The sequence below is a fragment of the Pseudomonas sp. Pseusp18 genome (genome assembly GCF_059506005.1).
In genome coordinates, this window is sequence record NZ_CP169240.1 from 1413728 (window position 1) to 1431150 (window position 17423).

A 17423-nucleotide genomic window follows, 5' to 3' on the forward strand; every position below is an offset into this window, starting at 1 on the left:
TTGTTCCTTACCTTAACAGGATAGTGGCAAATGGCCGATTTACTAGGGCAGACGGACGGTATGGGGTGATTTCAGGATGGATGGCAGGCTGATTTATTTAATGGGGCCTTCGGGATCCGGCAAGGACAGCCTCATTGAAGCCGCTCGCGGGCCGTTGCGGGTACGCAATTGTGAAGTCGTGCGGCGGGTTATTACGCGCTCGGCTGAGTCCGTCGGCGAAGACGCCATTGAGGTGTCCCGCGAAGAGTTCGAGCGACGCAGAAACAATGGGGATTTCGCGCTTTCGTGGCAGGCCAATGGGCTCGATTACGGTATTCCTGTGCGGATAGACCAGTGGCTCAAGGAAGGACGCGATGTGCTGATCAATGCTTCGCGCGGCCACCTGACAGAAGCGCAACAGCGCTATCCCACGCTGTTACCGGTGCTGTTGACGGTCAAGGATGAAGTTCTGCGAGAGCGCCTGCTACGGCGGGGGCGTGAAAGCCCGGCAGAAATTGAAGCGAGACTGCGCCGCAATGCGCTGTTCACGGCTGACGATACAATCGGTGATACGCAGATCCGTCGACTCGATAACTCCGGCGACCTTACGGTCACCGTTGCCAGTCTTCTGGAGTTGCTGAGCGTCAACGCAGAACCGGATCGAACTTGATCTTGCGCCCGGCGATCAGCGCCAGCACGAACAGCGCACTGAACACGCCGCAGGCAATCAGGGGCAGGGTGACGATCGTGTCCTGGACTAATGACAGATGAAGGATGCCACTCAGTAGAGCGAGGATGAGAAACCCTGCGGCTGATTTGGACATGCTGTGCTCCTGATGAGGTGGTTCAAAATACCAAGCGTTCAAAAGACTGCGTGCGCGGTTGAAGACTCTCCTGGCTCACCTCTTGGCTGACAAAACTGCGTTGATCGCTCGTGACTGCCCATTGAGGCGCTTTTTGCAGCTGCAGGTAATGGGGCGTGCGTTGGGCAACCATCGCAGCGTCGTTTTCGGGGAAGAACTGAAAACCCAACAGAACCGCCAGGGCGACTGCATTCGCGACTAAAAGAGCGCTGTTCATGGGGCTGATCTCCTTTGTTCTTTGAGAACAGTCGAAGCAGCCCGCATGCCAAAAGTTTAACGGCTATTAAATTCTTTAAAAACAACGATTTAAGATATTTTCACCAAAGGCCGGCATTGCATTTTGCAATGATGGCATTTTGCGGTGATGCAATTTGCACGGTAAACAAAGCCACGCTACCGCGGGGCGTCTGCCTACACTTAAAAAGCCCTACGGACGACATGACAAAAGCGGGCCTGCCCGTTAACATGCACGCCGTCCATCGCCGCGCATTTCTTGCACGCGACTTGTGTCTCAGTAGCTCAATTGGATAGAGCATCCCCCTCCTAAGGGGAAGGTTGGCAGTTCGAACCTGCCCTGGGACACCATATAATTCAAGGCCTACAGCGTTTCTTCGTTTCTCTGCTTAACCCTCATGGGTGCTAGGTGGGTGCAACAGGTATGCTTTAAGCAAAGAAAAGCCCTGCTCAGATTGTTATCTGGCGGGGCTTTTTCATAACTGTCGTGTCATATCAAGCTTAGCTGCCAGTCCTCCACAGGAGGGCGTGAGAGGCGGTCTATCGACTCTCCCGATCAATCGTGAAAATGGACGCGCTGCGCGTACCACCAACACCCCCAGACGATGGTGATCACCAGGGAGGCGACGCAGAAGATTATGGTTTGACGCGCATTGCCAAGATCCTCTCGGGCAAGCAAGCCAAGCGCCTGGAGGGCTGCCCCTCCAAAAAGCGCCAGGAACCCCATTCGCCACGCAAACATGCGCTGTCGGTAAACGTCGAAAGCCAGCGGGAGCATAACGGCGCCATAGATTACGGAAAGATAGCGAAGTCTGACGTCTGCATAGTGTGTAAAGACCGAACCACTTGGATCGCCAAGGGAAGGCTGGATATCCGTTATGGCAGAAACGCAGAACATGAGCCCTTGGAAGGCGAGCACCGCTGTGACAATCACGATGACAGTGGGTGGCCGCTTTGGGGAGCTCCGAAGCTCATCGGGCGGCAAACCTTTTGATGCAATCGCGACCTGATTACTCAGCGCCGTGCGAATGACGTCAGACAGCCATGCCTGATCGTTGCGGGAAAACCACATACAGATCCGCACCACGCCAATCCCACAGGCAATCATTGCAAGCCCCCCCAGCGGCAAGAGTGTGGTGTGGGGCGCAGGCACGGCGGCAAATAATGCCAATGCTGTATGGAACGCACAAAACCCGAACCAGAAGCCCATGAAGAGCTTAACGGACCAGTGCAGCGCAAAACGCCCGGTTAGCACGACCTGGTTTTGGCGCACCTGGAATCGGCCGACGAAAAGTGGCTTGAATGAGTTGCGTACCATCGGGATGACACGTTGAAGCGAAACGCGAGACTCCGTCACCGTTCCCACGGCCGCTTCTCGCGAAAAGGCAAACATAGACCAGCGCCGTGTCGCTGCTTTCAGGCGCTCAACAGATTCCGCCAGTCCGAACGAGCTCTCAAACTCGACCAGATCCGATCCCACCCAAAGTTCCCTCATCCATCGGAACATACACCCCCCTCTGGGCGCGTCATGCTTGGATTTCACGTTGGTATCGTGCAATTCATATTCGACCTTCCCTGGTCTCCATTCTCATCAACTGCTCAACCCCAGCCCACGATCAAGCCGTCAGCGTATGCTCGGAATCCCCGAACCAGGTGCGCACCAGATCGGGTCCAGGCGTACCAGTGTGGTCAAGCACCGCCACATCGACGAAATTCTTGCCATTGCTTGCGCCATCAGGGTCCACCTTCACGGTGATGTCGTTGCCGGTCTGCACCACTTGGACAAAGTCCGACACCTGGCTGGTGCCGGCGACAAAGTTCGCCTTGAGCAGTGCGGAGAGGTCGATTTTGTCCCCTTCGGCGTAGTTGTAGTCGAGGATATGGTCGCCGCCTTCATTCACGTTGAAGTAGGCAAACACGTCGGCTCCCGCGCCACCGCTGAGCGTGTCTGCACCGCCACGGCCCACGATGATGTCGTTGCCGTCGCCGCCACTGATCGTGTCTGCGAGCATGGTGCCCACCAGCGTGCCGCTGGATTCTCCGTGGTAACTGACTTGAGTGCCGGCCGCGCCGCCGTCGGTGACCTGGAAGTCTTCCGCCGAGTAATGCCCCAGCAGGTTCACCTCGGCCCGATGCACGCCGTCGTCCACTGTCAGCAGGCCGCCGGCGCCAGAGGCGTTGGTGTTGTAGCTGAGTTGGGTGTTGGCGCCGAAAGTGAGATTGCCGAACGTCAGCATGTCATTGCTCTCAAGGCCGAGGATGCCGGCCAGCGAGCCCGCTGTTTCGGCCTGTGCGATCACCAGCGTACCCGCGCCTTCGCCGTGGAAGGCGACGGACCCGTGTGCAGCACCGGAGAAGGTCAGGGTCGCGTTACCGTCGATGGTCGCGCTGCCATCGCCGGTCACGTCGGCCAGCAGGCGCAGGTCACCACCATTGGCCCACAGGTGGCCGGTGTTTTCGACCGTGCTGGCCACCGTCATGCCGCCTGGGCCCGTGGACTCCAGCACCCCGCTGTTGGTGATGGTGTGGGTGCCGGTGTCGAGCACCAGGCTGTTCAGCCCGCTGGCCATGATCAGCCCCGAATTGATCAGCACCATCTGCCCGGCACCCAACTGGCCGGCGCCGGAAATGCGGTTGTCGACGTTGTTCAGTACGGTGTCGGCGCTGCCGCCGAAAATCACGTTTTGCGCGTTGTCGGATAGCAGCACCTGGCCGCCACCGGTCAAGGTCGCGCCACGGAACAGAACCTCAAGGCTGGTTGCGCTGCCGGCGGAGCCGAGCTCGATGGTGCCGCTGTTATGGATACTGCCACCGAACGGCATGATCGCGCCGTCGGCAATGGTGAGGGTACCGGCGTTGTTGGTAAGCGGGTCGACATCGAACTGGAAGTTCGCTTCGCTCAAGTCCGCTGCATCGACACCTTTGAGAGTGACCGTTTGGCCGGAGCTTATGCTGACCAGTGCATTGCCGTTGGCGTCGTTAGTGATACTCAAGTCTGCAAAGCCGTTGATGCCCGTGAAGCCGACCAAGTCGATCTTGTCCGCCGCGGCATCGAAATTGAAGATCTGGTTGTTGCCGATCGGTTGGGCGAAGACGAAGGTGTCGGCACCGGACGAGCCGGTCAGGTTGTCGTTAGCGGACAAGGCGAAGATCGGCGCACCCGGGGCGTAGACTTCGACGTTGTTGAACACGTAGGCACTTGCGGTGCTGCCGTCGCTGTTGCTCCAGCTCATGTTGACATCAAGCACCAACGCTCCCACGAAGTCGCTTGGGGGTGTCACGGTTAATGCGCCGGGATCGCTGGTCTGTACGGTCCAGGTGCCGTCGCCATTGTCGGTTCCTGCATTGAACACCCATCCCGAAGGAACACCGCTGATGGCCACCGTCACCGGGCCGCTAATATCTGCCAATGGAGCGTAGAGGGCTAGGTTGATGGGTTCGCCGGCAACGCCTGCCGGAAGGTTTGCACTGCTCCCGGCAGCACCAGGATTACCCGCCAGGTCGGTGTAGCTGTTCGCGGCAACGTCGACTTTTATGCTACCGCCCTGCGTTCTGGTCAGCGTCGCTGTGAAGGTATCGCCGTCAACCTGGGTAAAGTTACTGAAGGTTCCGCGGGGCGTTCCACTCGTGGTCGTCACCGAGACGTCAGCAAGGCTGAAACCGCTCACCGTCTCACTGAACTGGAATGTGACCGTCGACGTTGAACCGACCGAACTCCCTAAGGCCGTCCCCGTCACTGCCACCGTCGGCGGCACGGTATCAACTGGCGTCTCAACGACGTTCTGCACGTTTACCGTAATGGTCTGCGTGTCGACTCCGCCATTGCCGTCGGCCACCTGAACGTCCACAACATAGGCATTGTCGCCGGCGGTCCCACCGACATCCTGGGGATTCTCGTAGTCGGGCGCCGAATTGAACGTCAGCACCCCGCTCGAACTGATCGAGAATTTGCTGAAGTCTGTCCCGGCCGTATTCAGGATCGAGTAGCTCAGCGTCTGCGCTGGTAGATCGGCATCGGTCGCCACCACTGTCGTGACCGCCGTGGTGTTCTCCGCCACGCTGACCGAAGCGGTCGCACCACCACCGTTGGAGGTGATAATCGGGCTATTGTCGTTGACGCCCGTCACGGTTACCGCGATCGCCTGGTCGTCGAACAGCGTGCCGTCCGATGCCCGCACAATCACGTCATAGACGTTGTTCGTTCCCGAGTCAGTCGGTGCTTCAAAGTTGGGTGCAGAGATGAAGCTCAGCGCGCCTGTGCCTGAAGCGATCGAGAACTTCGCGGCATCCGCTCCGCCGACGATGCTGTAGGTCAGCGTTTGTGCCGGCAGGTCTGCATCGGTCGCTGCCACTGTCGTGACCGCCGTGGTGTTCTCCGCCACGCTGACCGAAGCCGTCGCACCACCGCCGTTGGAGGTGATCACCGGGGAGTTGTCGTTGACGCCTGTCACGGTTACCGCGATCGCCTGGTCGTCGAACAGCGTGCCGTCCGATGCCCGCACAATCACGTCATAGACGTTGTTCGTTCCCGAATCAGTCGGTGCTTCAAAGTTGGGTGCAGAGATAAAGCTCAGCGCGCCTGTGCCTGAAGCGATCGAGAACTTCGCGGCATCCACTCCGCCGACGATGCTGTAGGTCAGCGTTTGTGCCGGCAGGTCTGCATCGGTCGCTGCCACTGTCGTGACCGCCGTGGTGTTCTCCGCCACGTTGACCGAAGCGGTCGCACCACCGCCGTTGGAGGTGATCACCGGGGAGTTGTCGTTGACGCCTGTCACGGTTACCGCGATCGCCTGGTCGTCGAACAGCGTGCCGTCCGATGCCCGCACAATCACGTCATAGACGTTGTTCGTTCCCGAATCAGTCGGTGCTTCAAAGTTGGGTGCAGAGATAAAGCTCAGCGCGCCTGTGCCTGAAGCGATCGAGAACTTCGCGGCATCCGCTCCGCCGACGATGCTGTAGGTCAGCGTTTGTGCCGGCAGGTCTGCATCGGTCGCTGCCACTGTCGTGACCGCCGTGGTGTTCTCCGCCACGTTGACCGAAGCGGTCGCACCACCGCCGTTGGAGGTGATCACCGGGGAGTTGTCGTTGACGCCTGTCACGGTTACCGCGATCGCCTGGTCGTCGAACAGCGTGCCGTCCGATGCCCGCACAATCACGTCATAGACGTTGTTCGTTCCCGAATCAGTCGGTGCTTCAAAGTTGGGTGCAGAGATAAAGCTCAGCGCGCCTGTGCCTGAAGCGATCGAGAACTTCGCGGCATCCGCTCCGCCGACGATGCTGTAGGTCAGCGTTTGTGCCGGCAGATCAACATCAGTCGCCGTTACCGTTGTGACCGCCGTGGTGTTCTCTACCACATTGATCGAAGCCGTCGCACCACCACCGTTTGAGGTGATTGTCGGTGAGTCGTTGCTGCCGGCGATATGAACGGTGACTGAGGTGAGGGTGCCATCGGCACTGCTCACCGCGAAGGTGTCGGTGTAGGTGGTGCCGGCAGCGAACTCGTTGTGCGCGGAATTGGCGACGTAGGTCCAGGCACCGCCGGTGCCGATGGAGAACTGGCCGTAGCTGCCGGCGGTGTTGGTTTGTGCGACGAAGGTTGCGGCACTGTCGACGTCGCTGATGGTCAGGGTGCCGGTGGTGGAGATGTCGACGGCGGCATTGGTCTCGGTGAGGTTGGCGGTGCCAGCGGACAGCACGGCCGCATCGTTGGTACCGAGGATGTGCACGGTGACCGAAGTGAGGGTGCCGTCGGCACTGCTCACCGCGAAGGTGTCGGTGTAGGTGGTGCCGGCGGCGAACTCGTTGTGCGCGGAATTGGCGACGTAGGTCCAGGCACCGCCGGTGCCGATGGAGAACTGGCCGTAGCTGCCGGCGGTGTTGGTTTGCGCGACGAAGGTTGCGGCACTGTCGACGTCGCTGATGGTCAGGGTGCCGGCGGTGGAGATGTCGACGGCGGCATTGGTCTCGGTGAGGTTGGCGGTGCCAGCGGACAGCACGGCCGCATCGTTGGTACCGAGGATGTGCACGGTGACCGAAGTGAGGGTGCCGTCGGCACTGCTCACCGCGAAGGTGTCGGTGTAGGTGGTGCCGGCAGCGAACTCGTTGTGCGCGGAATTGGCGACGTAGGTCCAGGCTCCGTCGGTGGCGATGGAGAACTGGCCGTAGCTGCCAGCGGTGTTGGTTTGCGTGTGGAAGCTTTCCGGGCTGTCGATATCACTGACGGTCAGGCTACCACCCGTAGTTAGCGGAGCATTGGTTTCGGTCAGTGTGACATTGGCCGAGGACAGCACGGCGGCGTCGTTGCTGCCGGTGACGGTGACAGTCACCTGCTGGGTGTCGACACCGCCGAGGCCATCGCTGACCTGGACGCTGAACACTTCGTTATGAGTCTCGCCGGCCTGCAACGATTGCACGGCACTGGCGACGCCATTGGTGCCGTTGGCCAGGGTGTAAGTCCATTGGCCCGTGCTGTCCACGGCGATTGAGCCGTAGGTTCCGGTGGCCGAGCCATTGATCGACCAAGTGGCGGTGGCATCGTGGTCGATGTCGCTTGAGCTGAATTGGCCACTGACGCTGAGGCTGGTGTCTTCCTGCACCGCGCCAAGCTCGTTGCCGCTGGCGAAACTGAGTACGGGTGCATCATTGCTGCCGGTGACAGTGACGGTCACCTGCTGGGTGGCGACGCCGCCGAGGCCATCGCTGACCTGCACGCTGAACACTTCGTTATGGCTCTCGCCGGCCTGCAACGATTGCACGGCACTGGCGACGCCATCGGTGCCGTTGGCCAGGGTGTAAGTCCATTGGCCGCTGCCGTCGACGGCGATCGAGCCATAAGTGCCGGTATTGGACCCGGCAATGCTCCAGGTGGCGGTGGCCGCATGATCGATGTCGGCCGAGCTGAACTGGCCACTGACGCTGAGGGTGCTGTCTTCCTGCACCGCACCGGCATCGTTGCCCGACGCGAAGCTGAGCACGGGGGCGTCGTTGCTGCCGGTGACGGTGACAGTCACCTGCTGGGTGTCGACGCCGCCCAGGCCATCGCTGACCTGGATGGTGAATACTTCGTTATGAGTCTCGCCGGCCTTCAGTGACTGCACCGCACTGGCAACGCCATCGGTGCCGTTGGCCAGGGTGTAAGTCCACTGACCGCTGCCGTCGACGGCGATCGAGCCATAAGTGCCGGTATTGGACCCGGCAATGCTCCAGGTGGCGGTGGCCGCATGATCGATGTCGGCCGAGCTGAACTGGCCACTGACGCTGAGGGTGGTGTCTTCCTTCACGGCGCCGGCATCGTTGCCGCTCGCGAAGCTGAGTACGGGTGCGTCGTTGCTGCCGGTGACGGTGACGGTCACCTGCTGGGTGTCGACGCCACCGAGGCCATCGCTGACCTGCACGCTGAACACTTCGTTGTGACTCTCGCCGGCCTGCAACGATTGCACGGCACTGGCGACGCCATTGGTGCCGTTGGCCAAGGTGTAAGTCCACTGACCGCTGCCGTCCACGGCGATCGAGCCATAAGTGCCGGTATTGGACCCGGCAATGCTCCAGGTGGCGGTGGCCGCATGATCGATGTCGGCCGAGCTGAACTGGCCACTGACGCTGAGGGTGGTGTCTTCCTTCACGGCGCCGGCATCGTTGCCGCTCGCGAAGCTGAGTACGGGTGCGTCGTTGCTGCCGGTGACGGTGACGGTCACCTGCTGGGTGTCGACGCCGCCGAGGCCATCGCTGACCTGGATGGTGAACACTTCGTTATGAGTCTCGCCGGCCTTCAGTGACTGCACGGCACTGGCGACGCCATCGGTGCCGTTGGCCAGGGTGTAGGTCCACTGACCGCTGCTGTCGACGGCGATCGAGCCATAAGTGCCGGTATTGGACCCGGCGATGCTCCAGGTGGCGGTGGCATTGTGATCAATGTCGCTTGAGCTGAACTGGCCGCTGACGCTGAGCGTGCTGTCTTCCTGCACGGTGCCGACATCGTTGCCGCTGGCGAAACTGAGTACGGGCGCGTCATTGCTGCCGGTGACGGTGACGGTCACCTGCTGGGTGTCGACGCCGCCGAGGCCATCGCTGACCTGGATGGTGAACACTTCGTTGTGACTCTCGCCGGCCTGCAGCGATTGCACGGCACTGGCAACGCCATCGGTGCCGTTGGCCAGGGTGTACGTCCATTGGCCGCTGCTGTCGACGGCGATCGAGCCATAAGTGCCGGTATTGGACCCGGCAATGCTCCAGGTGGCGGTGGCATTGTGATCGATGTCGGTCGAGCTGAATTGGCCACTGACGCTGAGGGTGGTGTCCTCCTGCACGTTGCCGGCATCGTTGCCCGACGCGAAGCTGAGCACTGGCGCGTCATTGCTGCCGGTGACGGTGACGGTCACTTGCTGGGTGTCGACGCCGCCGAGGCCATCGCTGACCTGGATGGTGAACACTTCGTTATGGCTCTCGCCGGCCTGCAACGATTGCACGGCACTGGCGACGCCATTGGTGCCGTTGGCCAGGGTGTAGGTCCATTGGCCCGTGATGTCGACGGCGATCGAGCCGTAAGTGCCGGTATTGGACCCGGCAATGCTCCAGGTGGCGGTGGCATTGTGATCGATGTCGCTTGAGCTGAACTGGCCGCTGACGCCGAGGGTGGTGTCCTCCTGCACGTTGCCGGCATCGTTGCCCGACGCGAAGCTGAGCACCGGGGCGTCGTTGCTGCCGGTGACAGTGACGGTCACTTGCTGGGTGTCGACGCCACCCAGGCCATCACTGACCTGGATGGTGAACACTTCATCGTGACTCTCGCCGGCCTGCAGCGATTGCACGGCACTGGCAACGCCATCGCTGCCGTTGGCCAGGGTGTACGTCCATTGGCCGCTGCTGTCGACGGCGATCGAGCCATAGGTTCCAGTTGCCGAGCCATTGATCGACCAGGTGGCGGTGGCCGCGTGGTCGATGTCGCTCGAGCTGAACTGGCCGCTGACGCTGAGGGTGGTGTCTTCCTGCACCGCGCCGACATCGTTGCCGCTGGCGAAGCTGAGTACCGGCGCGTCATTGCTGCCGGTGACGGTGATGGTCACCAGTTGGGTGTCGACGCCGCCGAGGCCATCGCTGACCTGCACACTGAACACTTCGTTGTGACTCTCGCCAACCTTCAGTGATTGCACCGCACTGGCGACGCCATCGGTGCCGTTGGCCAGGGTGTAAGTCCATTGGCCCGTGCTGTCGACGGCGATCGAGCCGTAGGTTCCAGTGGCCGAGCCATTGATCGACCAAGTGGCGGTGGCCGCGTGGTCGATGTCGTTCGAGCTGAACTGGCCACTGACGCTGAGGGTGGTGTCCTCCTGCACGTTGCCGGCATCGTTGCCGCTGGCGAAACTGAGCACGGGGGCGTCGTTGCTGCCGCTGACGGTGACGGTCACCTGCTGGGTGTCGACGCCGCCGAGGCCATCGCTGACCTGCACACTGAACACTTCGTTATGGCTCTCGCCGGCCTGCAACGATTGCACGGCACTGGCAACGCCATCGGTGCCGTTGGCCAGGGTGTAGGTCCACTTACCGCTGCCGTCCACGGCGATCGAACCATAGGTGCCGGTATTTGACCCGGCAATGCTCCAGGTGGCGGTGGCCGCGTGGTCGATGTCGGTCGAGCTGAACTGGCCACTGACGCTGAGGGTGGTGTCTTCCTGCACGGTGCCGGCATCGTTGCCGCTGGCGAAACTGAGTACGGGTGCGTCATTGCTGCCGGTGACAGTGACGGTCACCTGCTGGATGTCGACGCCGCCCAGGCCATCACTGACCTGCACGCTGAACACTTCGTTATGGCTCTCGCCGGCCTGCAACGATTGCACCGCGCTGGCGACGCCATTGGTGCCGTTGGTCAGGGTGTAGGTCCATTGACCGCTGCTGTCGACGGCGATCGAGCCGTAGGTTCCAGTTGCCGAGCCATTGATGGACCAGGTGGCGGTGGCTGCATGATCGATGTCGGTCGAGCTGAATTGGCCACTGACGCTGAGGGTGCTGTCCTCCTGCACCGCACCGGCATCGTTGCCCGACGCGAAGCTGAGTACCGGCGCGTCGTTGCTGCCGGTGACGGTGACGGTCACCTGCTGGGTGTCGACGCCACCGAGGCCATCGCTGACCTGGATGGTGAATACTTCGTTATGAGTCTCGCCGGCCTGCAACGATTGCACCGCACTGGCAACGCCATTGGTGCCGTTGGCCAAGGTGTAAGTCCACTGACCGCTGCTGTCGACGGCGATCGAGCCGTAGGTTCCAGTTGCCGAGCCATTGATGGACCAGGTGGCGGTGGCATTGTGATCGATGTCGCTCGAGCTGAATTGGCCACTGACGCTGAGGGTGGTGTCCTCCTGCACGTTGCCGGCATCGTTGCCCGACGCGAAGCTGAGCACCGGGGCGTCGTTGCTGCCGGTGACAGTGACGGTCACTTGCTGGGTGTCGACGCCACCCAGGCCATCACTGACCTGGATGGTGAACACTTCATCGTGACTCTCGCCGGCCTGCAGCGATTGCACCGCACTGGCAACGCCATTGGTGCCGTTGGCCAAGGTGTAAGTCCACTGACCGGTGCTGTCGACGGCGATCGAGCCGTAGGTTCCAGTTGCCGAGCCATTGATGGACCAGGTGGCGGTGGCTGCATGATCGATGTCGCTCGAGCTGAACTGGCCACTGACGCTGAGCGTGGTGTCCTCCTGCACGGTGCCGACATCGTTGCCGCTGGCGAAGCTGAGCACCGGCGCGTCGTTGCTGCCGGTGACGGTGACGGTCACCAGATGGGTGGCGACGCCGCCGAGGCCATCGCTGACCTGCACGCTGAACACTTCATTGTGACTCTCGCCGGCCTGCAACGATTGCACGGCACTGGCGACGCCATCGGTGCCGTTGGCCAGGGTGTAGGTCCATTGACCGCTGCTGTCGACGGCGATCGAGCCGTAGGTTCCAGTTGCCGAGCCATTGATCGACCAGGTGGCGGTGGCATTGTGATCGATGTCGCTCGAGTTGAACTGGCCGCTGACGCTGAGGGTGGTGTCTTCCTGCACCGCGCCAAGCTCGTTGCCGCTGGCGAAACTGAGTACTGGCGCATCGTTGCTGCCGGTGACGGTGACAGTCACCTGCTGGGTGTCGACACCGCCGAGGCCATCGCTGACCTGGATGGTGAACACTTCGTTGTGAGTCTCGCCGGCCTGCAGCGACTGCACGGCACTGGCGACGCCATCGGTGCCGTTGGCCAGGGTGTAAGTCCATTGACCGCTGCTGTCGACGGCGATTGAGCCGTAGGTTCCAGTGGCCGAGCCATTGATCGACCAAGTGGCGGTGGCATTGTGATCGATGTCGCTCGAGTTGAACTGGCCGCTGACGCTGAGGGTGGTGTCTTCCTGCACCGCGCCAAGCTCGTTGCCGCTGGCGAAACTGAGTACTGGCGCATCGTTGCTGCCGGTGACGGTGACAGTCACCTGCTGGGTGTCGACACCGCCGAGGCCATCGCTGACCTGGATGGTGAACACTTCGTTGTGAGTCTCGCCGGCCTGCAGCGACTGCACGGCACTGGCAACGCCATCGGTGCCGTTGGCCAGGGTGTACGTCCATTGGCCGCTGCTGTCGACGGCGATCGAGCCATAAGTGCCGGTATTGGACCCGGCAATGCTCCAAGTGGCGGTGGCATTGTGATCGATGTCGGTCGAGCTGAATTGGCCACTGACGCTGAGGGTGGTGTCCTCCTGCACGTTGCCGGCATCGTTGCCCGACGCGAAGCTGAGCACTGGCGCGTCATTGCTGCCGGTGACGGTGACGGTCACTTGCTGGGTGTCGACGCCGCCGAGGCCATCGCTGACCTGGATGGTGAACACTTCGTTATGGCTCTCGCCGGCCTGCAACGATTGCACGGCACTGGCGACGCCATTGGTGCCGTTGGCCAGGGTGTAGGTCCATTGGCCCGTGATGTCGACGGCGATCGAGCCGTAAGTGCCGGTATTGGACCCGGCAATGCTCCAGGTGGCGGTGGCATTGTGATCGATGTCGCTTGAGCTGAACTGGCCGCTGACGCCGAGGGTGGTGTCCTCCTGCACGTTGCCGGCATCGTTGCCCGACGCGAAGCTGAGCACCGGGGCGTCGTTGCTGCCGGTGACAGTGACGGTCACTTGCTGGGTGTCGACGCCACCCAGGCCATCACTGACCTGGATGGTGAACACTTCATCGTGACTCTCGCCGGCCTGCAGCGATTGCACGGCACTGGCAACGCCATCGCTGCCGTTGGCCAGGGTGTACGTCCATTGGCCGCTGCTGTCGACGGCGATCGAGCCGTAGGTTCCAGTTGCCGAGCCATTGATCGACCAGGTGGCGGTGGCTGCATGATCGATGTCGCTCGAGCTGAACTGGCCACTGACGCTGAGCGTGGTGTCCTCCTGCACGGTGCCGACATCGTTGCCGCTGGCGAAGCTGAGCACCGGCGCGTCATTGCTGCCGGTGACGGTGACGGTCACCAGATGGGTGGCGACGCCACCGAGGCCATCGCTGACCTGCACGCTGAACACTTCATTGTGACTCTCGCCGGCCTTCAGCGATTGCACCGCACTGGCGACGCCATCGGTGCCGTTGGCCAGGGTGTAAGTCCATTGGCCGGTGCTGTCGACGGCGATCGAGCCGTAAGTGCCGGTATTGGACCCGGCAATGCTCCAGGTGGCGGTGGCATTGTGATCGATGTCGGTCGAGCTGAATTGGCCACTGACGCTGAGCGTGCTGTCCTCCTGCACCGCACCGGCATCGTTGCCCGACGCGAAATTGAGCACCGGTGCGTCGTTGCTGCCGGTGACGGTGACGGTCACCAGATGGGTGGCGACGCCGCCGAGGCCATCGCTGACCTGCACGCTGAACACTTCGTTGTGACTCTCACCAACCTTCAGTGATTGCACCGCACTGGCAACGCCATCGGTGCCGTTGGCCAGGGTGTACGTCCACTTACCGGTGCCGTCCACGGCGATCGAACCATAGGTGCCGGTATTTGACCCGGCAATGCTCCAGGTGGCGGTGGCCGCGTGATCGATGTCGGTCGAGTTGAACTGGCCACTGACACTGAGGGTGCTGTCCTCCTGCACCGCACCGGCATCGTTGCCCGACGCGAAATTGAGCACCGGTGCGTCGTTGCTGCCGGTGACGGTGACGGTCACCAGATGGGTGGCGACGCCGCCGAGGCCATCGCTGACCTGCACACTGAACACTTCGTTGTGACTCTCGCCAACCTTCAGTGATTGCACCGCACTGGCAACGCCATCGGTGCCGTTGGCCAGGGTGTAGGTCCACTTACCGCTGCCGTCCACGGCGATCGAACCATAGGTGCCGGTATTTGACCCGGCAATGCTCCAGGTGGCGGTGGCCGCGTGATCGATGTCGGTCGAGCTGAACTGGCCACTGACACTGAGGGTGGTGTCTTCCTTCACGGCGCCGGCATCGTTGCCGCTCGCGAAGCTGAGCACCGGTGCGTCATTGCTGCCAGTAATGGTGATGGTCACAGTCTGCGTCGCCGAAGCAGCGTTAGCCGCGCCGCTGTTGTCGGTGGCGACCACGGTGTACGAGAAGGTGATGGTTTCACCTGCGCCAAGGAAGTCGAGGTTCTGGCTGGTGCTGTAGTCCCAGCTGTTGTGATCGACCGAGAACCCGGCAACCAACGCCGAAGCCACGCCCGCATTGAGCGTGCCGCCGCTCCAGGCGATGTTGCCGTTGGAGGTGTGCGACACAGTCACCACGTCGATGTTGTCCACATCGGCAAAGCTCAGTGCGCCGCTGTCGCTCAGTGTGGCCGCACCGTTGCCTTCGCTCATGGCGCCGGTGGTGTCGGCAATCGTCAGCGTCGGCCGGTCGTTGGTGCCGGTGATGGTAATGGTCACGGTCTGTACCGTGCCGTCGCCGATCGCCACGTTATAGGTCTGGGTGAGGGTCTGGCCTTCGCCCAGGAACTGCACGGCGGCGTTGTCTACCGCGAAGTGCCAGCCCAGTGAGCCGCTACCGGTGCCGGTGCTGTCGTGCAGTGGATCTGTGGTGAAGCTGCCCAGGTAGCCGGAAGCGCCCGGTGTGACGGTGACGCTGTGGGTGTCGATCAGGTCGGCGTCGGTGAAGGTGATGTTGCCGTTGGCGGCGTAGTCGCCACTGTCTTCCTTGGCATCGCCGGTCTGCACGCCGCTGGTGATGTGCACCTGGTCGTTGGTGCCGGTGATGGTGATGATCACATTTTGCGTTGTCGACGAACCATGCCCATCACTGACGGTGACCACATAGGTTTCGGTAGCTGTCTGACCCTGGGCCAGGTACTGGGCTGCCGCATTGTTCACGGTGTAAGTCCAGTTGACGGTGCCGTTGGCCGCATTGGCCGCTTCCATTACAGAGGCAAGGGCGAAGTTGCCCAGCGCTGTGGTATTGCCTCCCGCCGCCACGAATGAAGCGGTATGCGTGTCGCTCAGATCGACATCGCTAAATGCAATCGTGCCCGTCGTACTCAGCGAATCGGTAGTGCTCGGCGTTGTGGGCGCATCTTCGGTCACCGTGCCAGCCTGCACGCCGATGTTCATCGTCACACTGTCATTCATACCGGCAAATTGCACTTGCGCAGTGGCCCAACTGAGGGTGCCATTGCCGAGACGAATCGCATACGTAAAGCTGTCTGCCAGGGACGCTCCGGCAGCAAGTTCCTGAAGTTGCGCCTTGAAAGCAGTCGATAAAGTAGCGGCGTCGTAGCCGACTTTGCCATCCGATGTAATCCAGATTTTTGCCCCGTTGAGGCTGGTGTCGGTGCTCGTCGCTTCAATTCTGCTCGTGTCCTGGACCAGCAGATCGGCCGGGGCATAAACCTTGGTGGCAGTAGAAAGGCTGGTCGCGTTATCAACTGACCAGAGCGTCTTTGCGTTACCGCCCAGGTCATTGGACATGACATCCAGGTACACGACACCCTGCAGGTCTTCAGTGATGGTCACGCTGCTCGTGCCAATGACACCTGTAGTGAAAATGTCGTCCTGCGCCTGCGGCGTGTTGGAAAACGAAGTAACGGTGCCGCCGCTGGTCGTGGTGGTGGTAGCCATGTCTTTCTCCCGAGAATGCTTTTTTTATTGGAATCGCCAGGGACTGCTAACAGGACGAAGTCCCGTGCTTGCGCCGCTCAGAGTGTTCAGGAGCGGGACGGGGCGGCCGCCGGACATCGTCGGCATTCCAGGCCCGACGGAATAGGCGCTGCGGGCAGAGGGACGCGGGTGTCGCGGAGGTGAAAAAGTTCGCCGCACTTGAGGAGCGAATCGCAGGAGCGGTCGGGCGAATGTGGGCCCAAGCCTGGGGCTGCGCTGCGCTTGGCGCGCAGTAATCTGAGAGCACCCATATGAAAGGGACTCCTGAAGTAATGGCTAGGTGAGGCCGTGTTTTGGTACAGCACTGACTCAGGGAGACGGCCTTTCCTGATATCAGTTTGATAGGTGTTTAGTTGTGGGGTCAGGCTTTGTAAAGGTGTTAAGCGCAGGTAACAGTACGATGTGCCAATATTCCGACAAGTGGATGTTTTGGTGTCAATATTATGTCGATTTGTTTTTGGCGAAGTGCCCGCAGGCACTCAATAGTGGTGCGCCTAAAATGAGCTGAAACCCTTATGCGGCAAGGGCTGGCTGCGTAATTCCAGTGCAAGGACACTCTAAAATTGCAGCGTCAGCGGTTAGAAAAGCCCGTCAGAGCATTCCTCTGGCGGTTTTTTTCTTGCTCGAACCACCTGACGACTTACGTGGAAAGTCAGTCATTGCTGTGTATTACTTCTGACTCCACTCAAGGAGCCAAGCAATGCGACACAGAGGTGCACAGTTCTGGTTATGGACCGACCCCCGATTACCTCACCACATCCATGAAGAAGTGCTCGGTGACGGGACGCAAGTGGAAGTGCGGGCACGACTGAGTCGTGAGGGGATCACCCAGGTGTTCATCGGTGTTTACGATAACCATGGGATCATGCTGTGTGAGGAGTTTCACGACAGGGGTAGTGATGAGACTTACTGCGCGGCGTTGAAGTGGGGCGCGCTGCGAGCGGGGGAGATTGTAGCGGGCACGCAGGCGTTCGTTGCACCTCATCGGGTGCAACTGACGCTCGGTACGGTCATCACCGATGAGTCGGTACTGGCGCTGCGACGGATGGAAATGAACGAACGTGAGCGTTTCAAGCTCAGCTGTGAAGACGCGTGGTCGGAATACCTGGCCGCCAAAGCGGCCATGCTTGACCTCATGCGCGCGCCCAAAGTCGATCCCAGGGTCTGGGCGGACCACAAGGAGCGACTGAAGCAGGCGATTGACCGGCGCATCTGTGTACAACGCGCCTATTTACGCTGA

Annotated in this window: 6 protein-coding genes and 1 tRNA gene; 3 read left to right on the top strand and 4 right to left on the bottom strand. The window is 61.2% G+C overall.

Translation table 11 applies throughout. The features are described 5' to 3' along the window. The first annotated feature begins 76 nt into the window (after positions 1–76). On the top strand, positions 77–649 hold the full coding sequence (gene phnN / locus ACEN9A_RS06230) for a phosphonate metabolism protein/1,5-bisphosphokinase (PRPP-forming) PhnN (protein WP_258672688.1): 573 nt from the start codon (positions 77–79) through the stop codon (positions 647–649). Here phnN and ACEN9A_RS06235 read toward each other — a convergent pair. Continuing rightward, the gene (locus tag ACEN9A_RS06235; protein ID WP_018926378.1) at positions 624–803 is read right to left on the bottom strand and encodes a PA3371 family protein; all 180 of its coding nucleotides are present in this window, start codon (positions 801–803) and stop codon (positions 624–626) included. The genes phnN and ACEN9A_RS06235 overlap by 26 nt on opposite strands. Before the next feature lie 22 nt (positions 804–825). Further along, positions 826–1059 (bottom strand): hypothetical protein, encoded by a 234-nt coding sequence (locus ACEN9A_RS06240; protein ID WP_007934920.1) that lies wholly within the window; start codon positions 1057–1059, stop codon positions 826–828. Between the two features lie 291 nt (positions 1060–1350). Here ACEN9A_RS06240 and ACEN9A_RS06245 point away from each other — a divergent pair. Beyond that, positions 1351–1427: transfer RNA gene (locus ACEN9A_RS06245), tRNA-Arg, on the top strand. Between the two features lie 205 nt (positions 1428–1632). On the opposite strand, the gene ACEN9A_RS06250 is transcribed toward ACEN9A_RS06245, so the two are convergent. Both ACEN9A_RS06250 and ACEN9A_RS06255 read right to left on the bottom strand, forming a co-directional pair. Further along, on the bottom strand, positions 1633–2556 hold the full coding sequence (locus tag ACEN9A_RS06250; protein WP_258672715.1) for a hypothetical protein: 924 nt from the start codon (positions 2554–2556) through the stop codon (positions 1633–1635). Positions 2557–2692: 136 nt separating this feature from the next. Continuing rightward, complete coding sequence (locus ACEN9A_RS06255) at positions 2693–16144, bottom strand: beta strand repeat-containing protein (RefSeq protein WP_258672717.1); 13452 nt, start codon at positions 16142–16144, stop codon at positions 2693–2695. Between the two features lie 739 nt (positions 16145–16883). Here ACEN9A_RS06255 and ACEN9A_RS06260 point away from each other — a divergent pair. Next, complete coding sequence (locus ACEN9A_RS06260; RefSeq protein ID WP_258672718.1) at positions 16884–17423, top strand: hypothetical protein; 540 nt, start codon at positions 16884–16886, stop codon at positions 17421–17423.

Bases quoted from the DNA above. Each gene is read 5' to 3' on its own strand.
- ACEN9A_RS06260 (WP_258672718.1), top strand. From the start codon at position 16,884: ATGCGACACAGAGGTGCACAGTTCTGGTTATGGACCGACCCCCGATTA.
- ACEN9A_RS06240 (WP_007934920.1), bottom strand. From the start codon at position 1,059: ATGAACAGCGCTCTTTTAGTCGCGAATGCAGTCGCCCTGGCGGTTCTG.
- ACEN9A_RS06235 (WP_018926378.1), bottom strand. From the start codon at position 803: ATGTCCAAATCAGCCGCAGGGTTTCTCATCCTCGCTCTACTGAGTGGC.
- ACEN9A_RS06255 (WP_258672717.1), bottom strand. From the start codon at position 16,144: ATGGCTACCACCACCACGACCAGCGGCGGCACCGTTACTTCGTTTTCC.
- phnN (WP_258672688.1), top strand. From the start codon at position 77: ATGGATGGCAGGCTGATTTATTTAATGGGGCCTTCGGGATCCGGCAAG.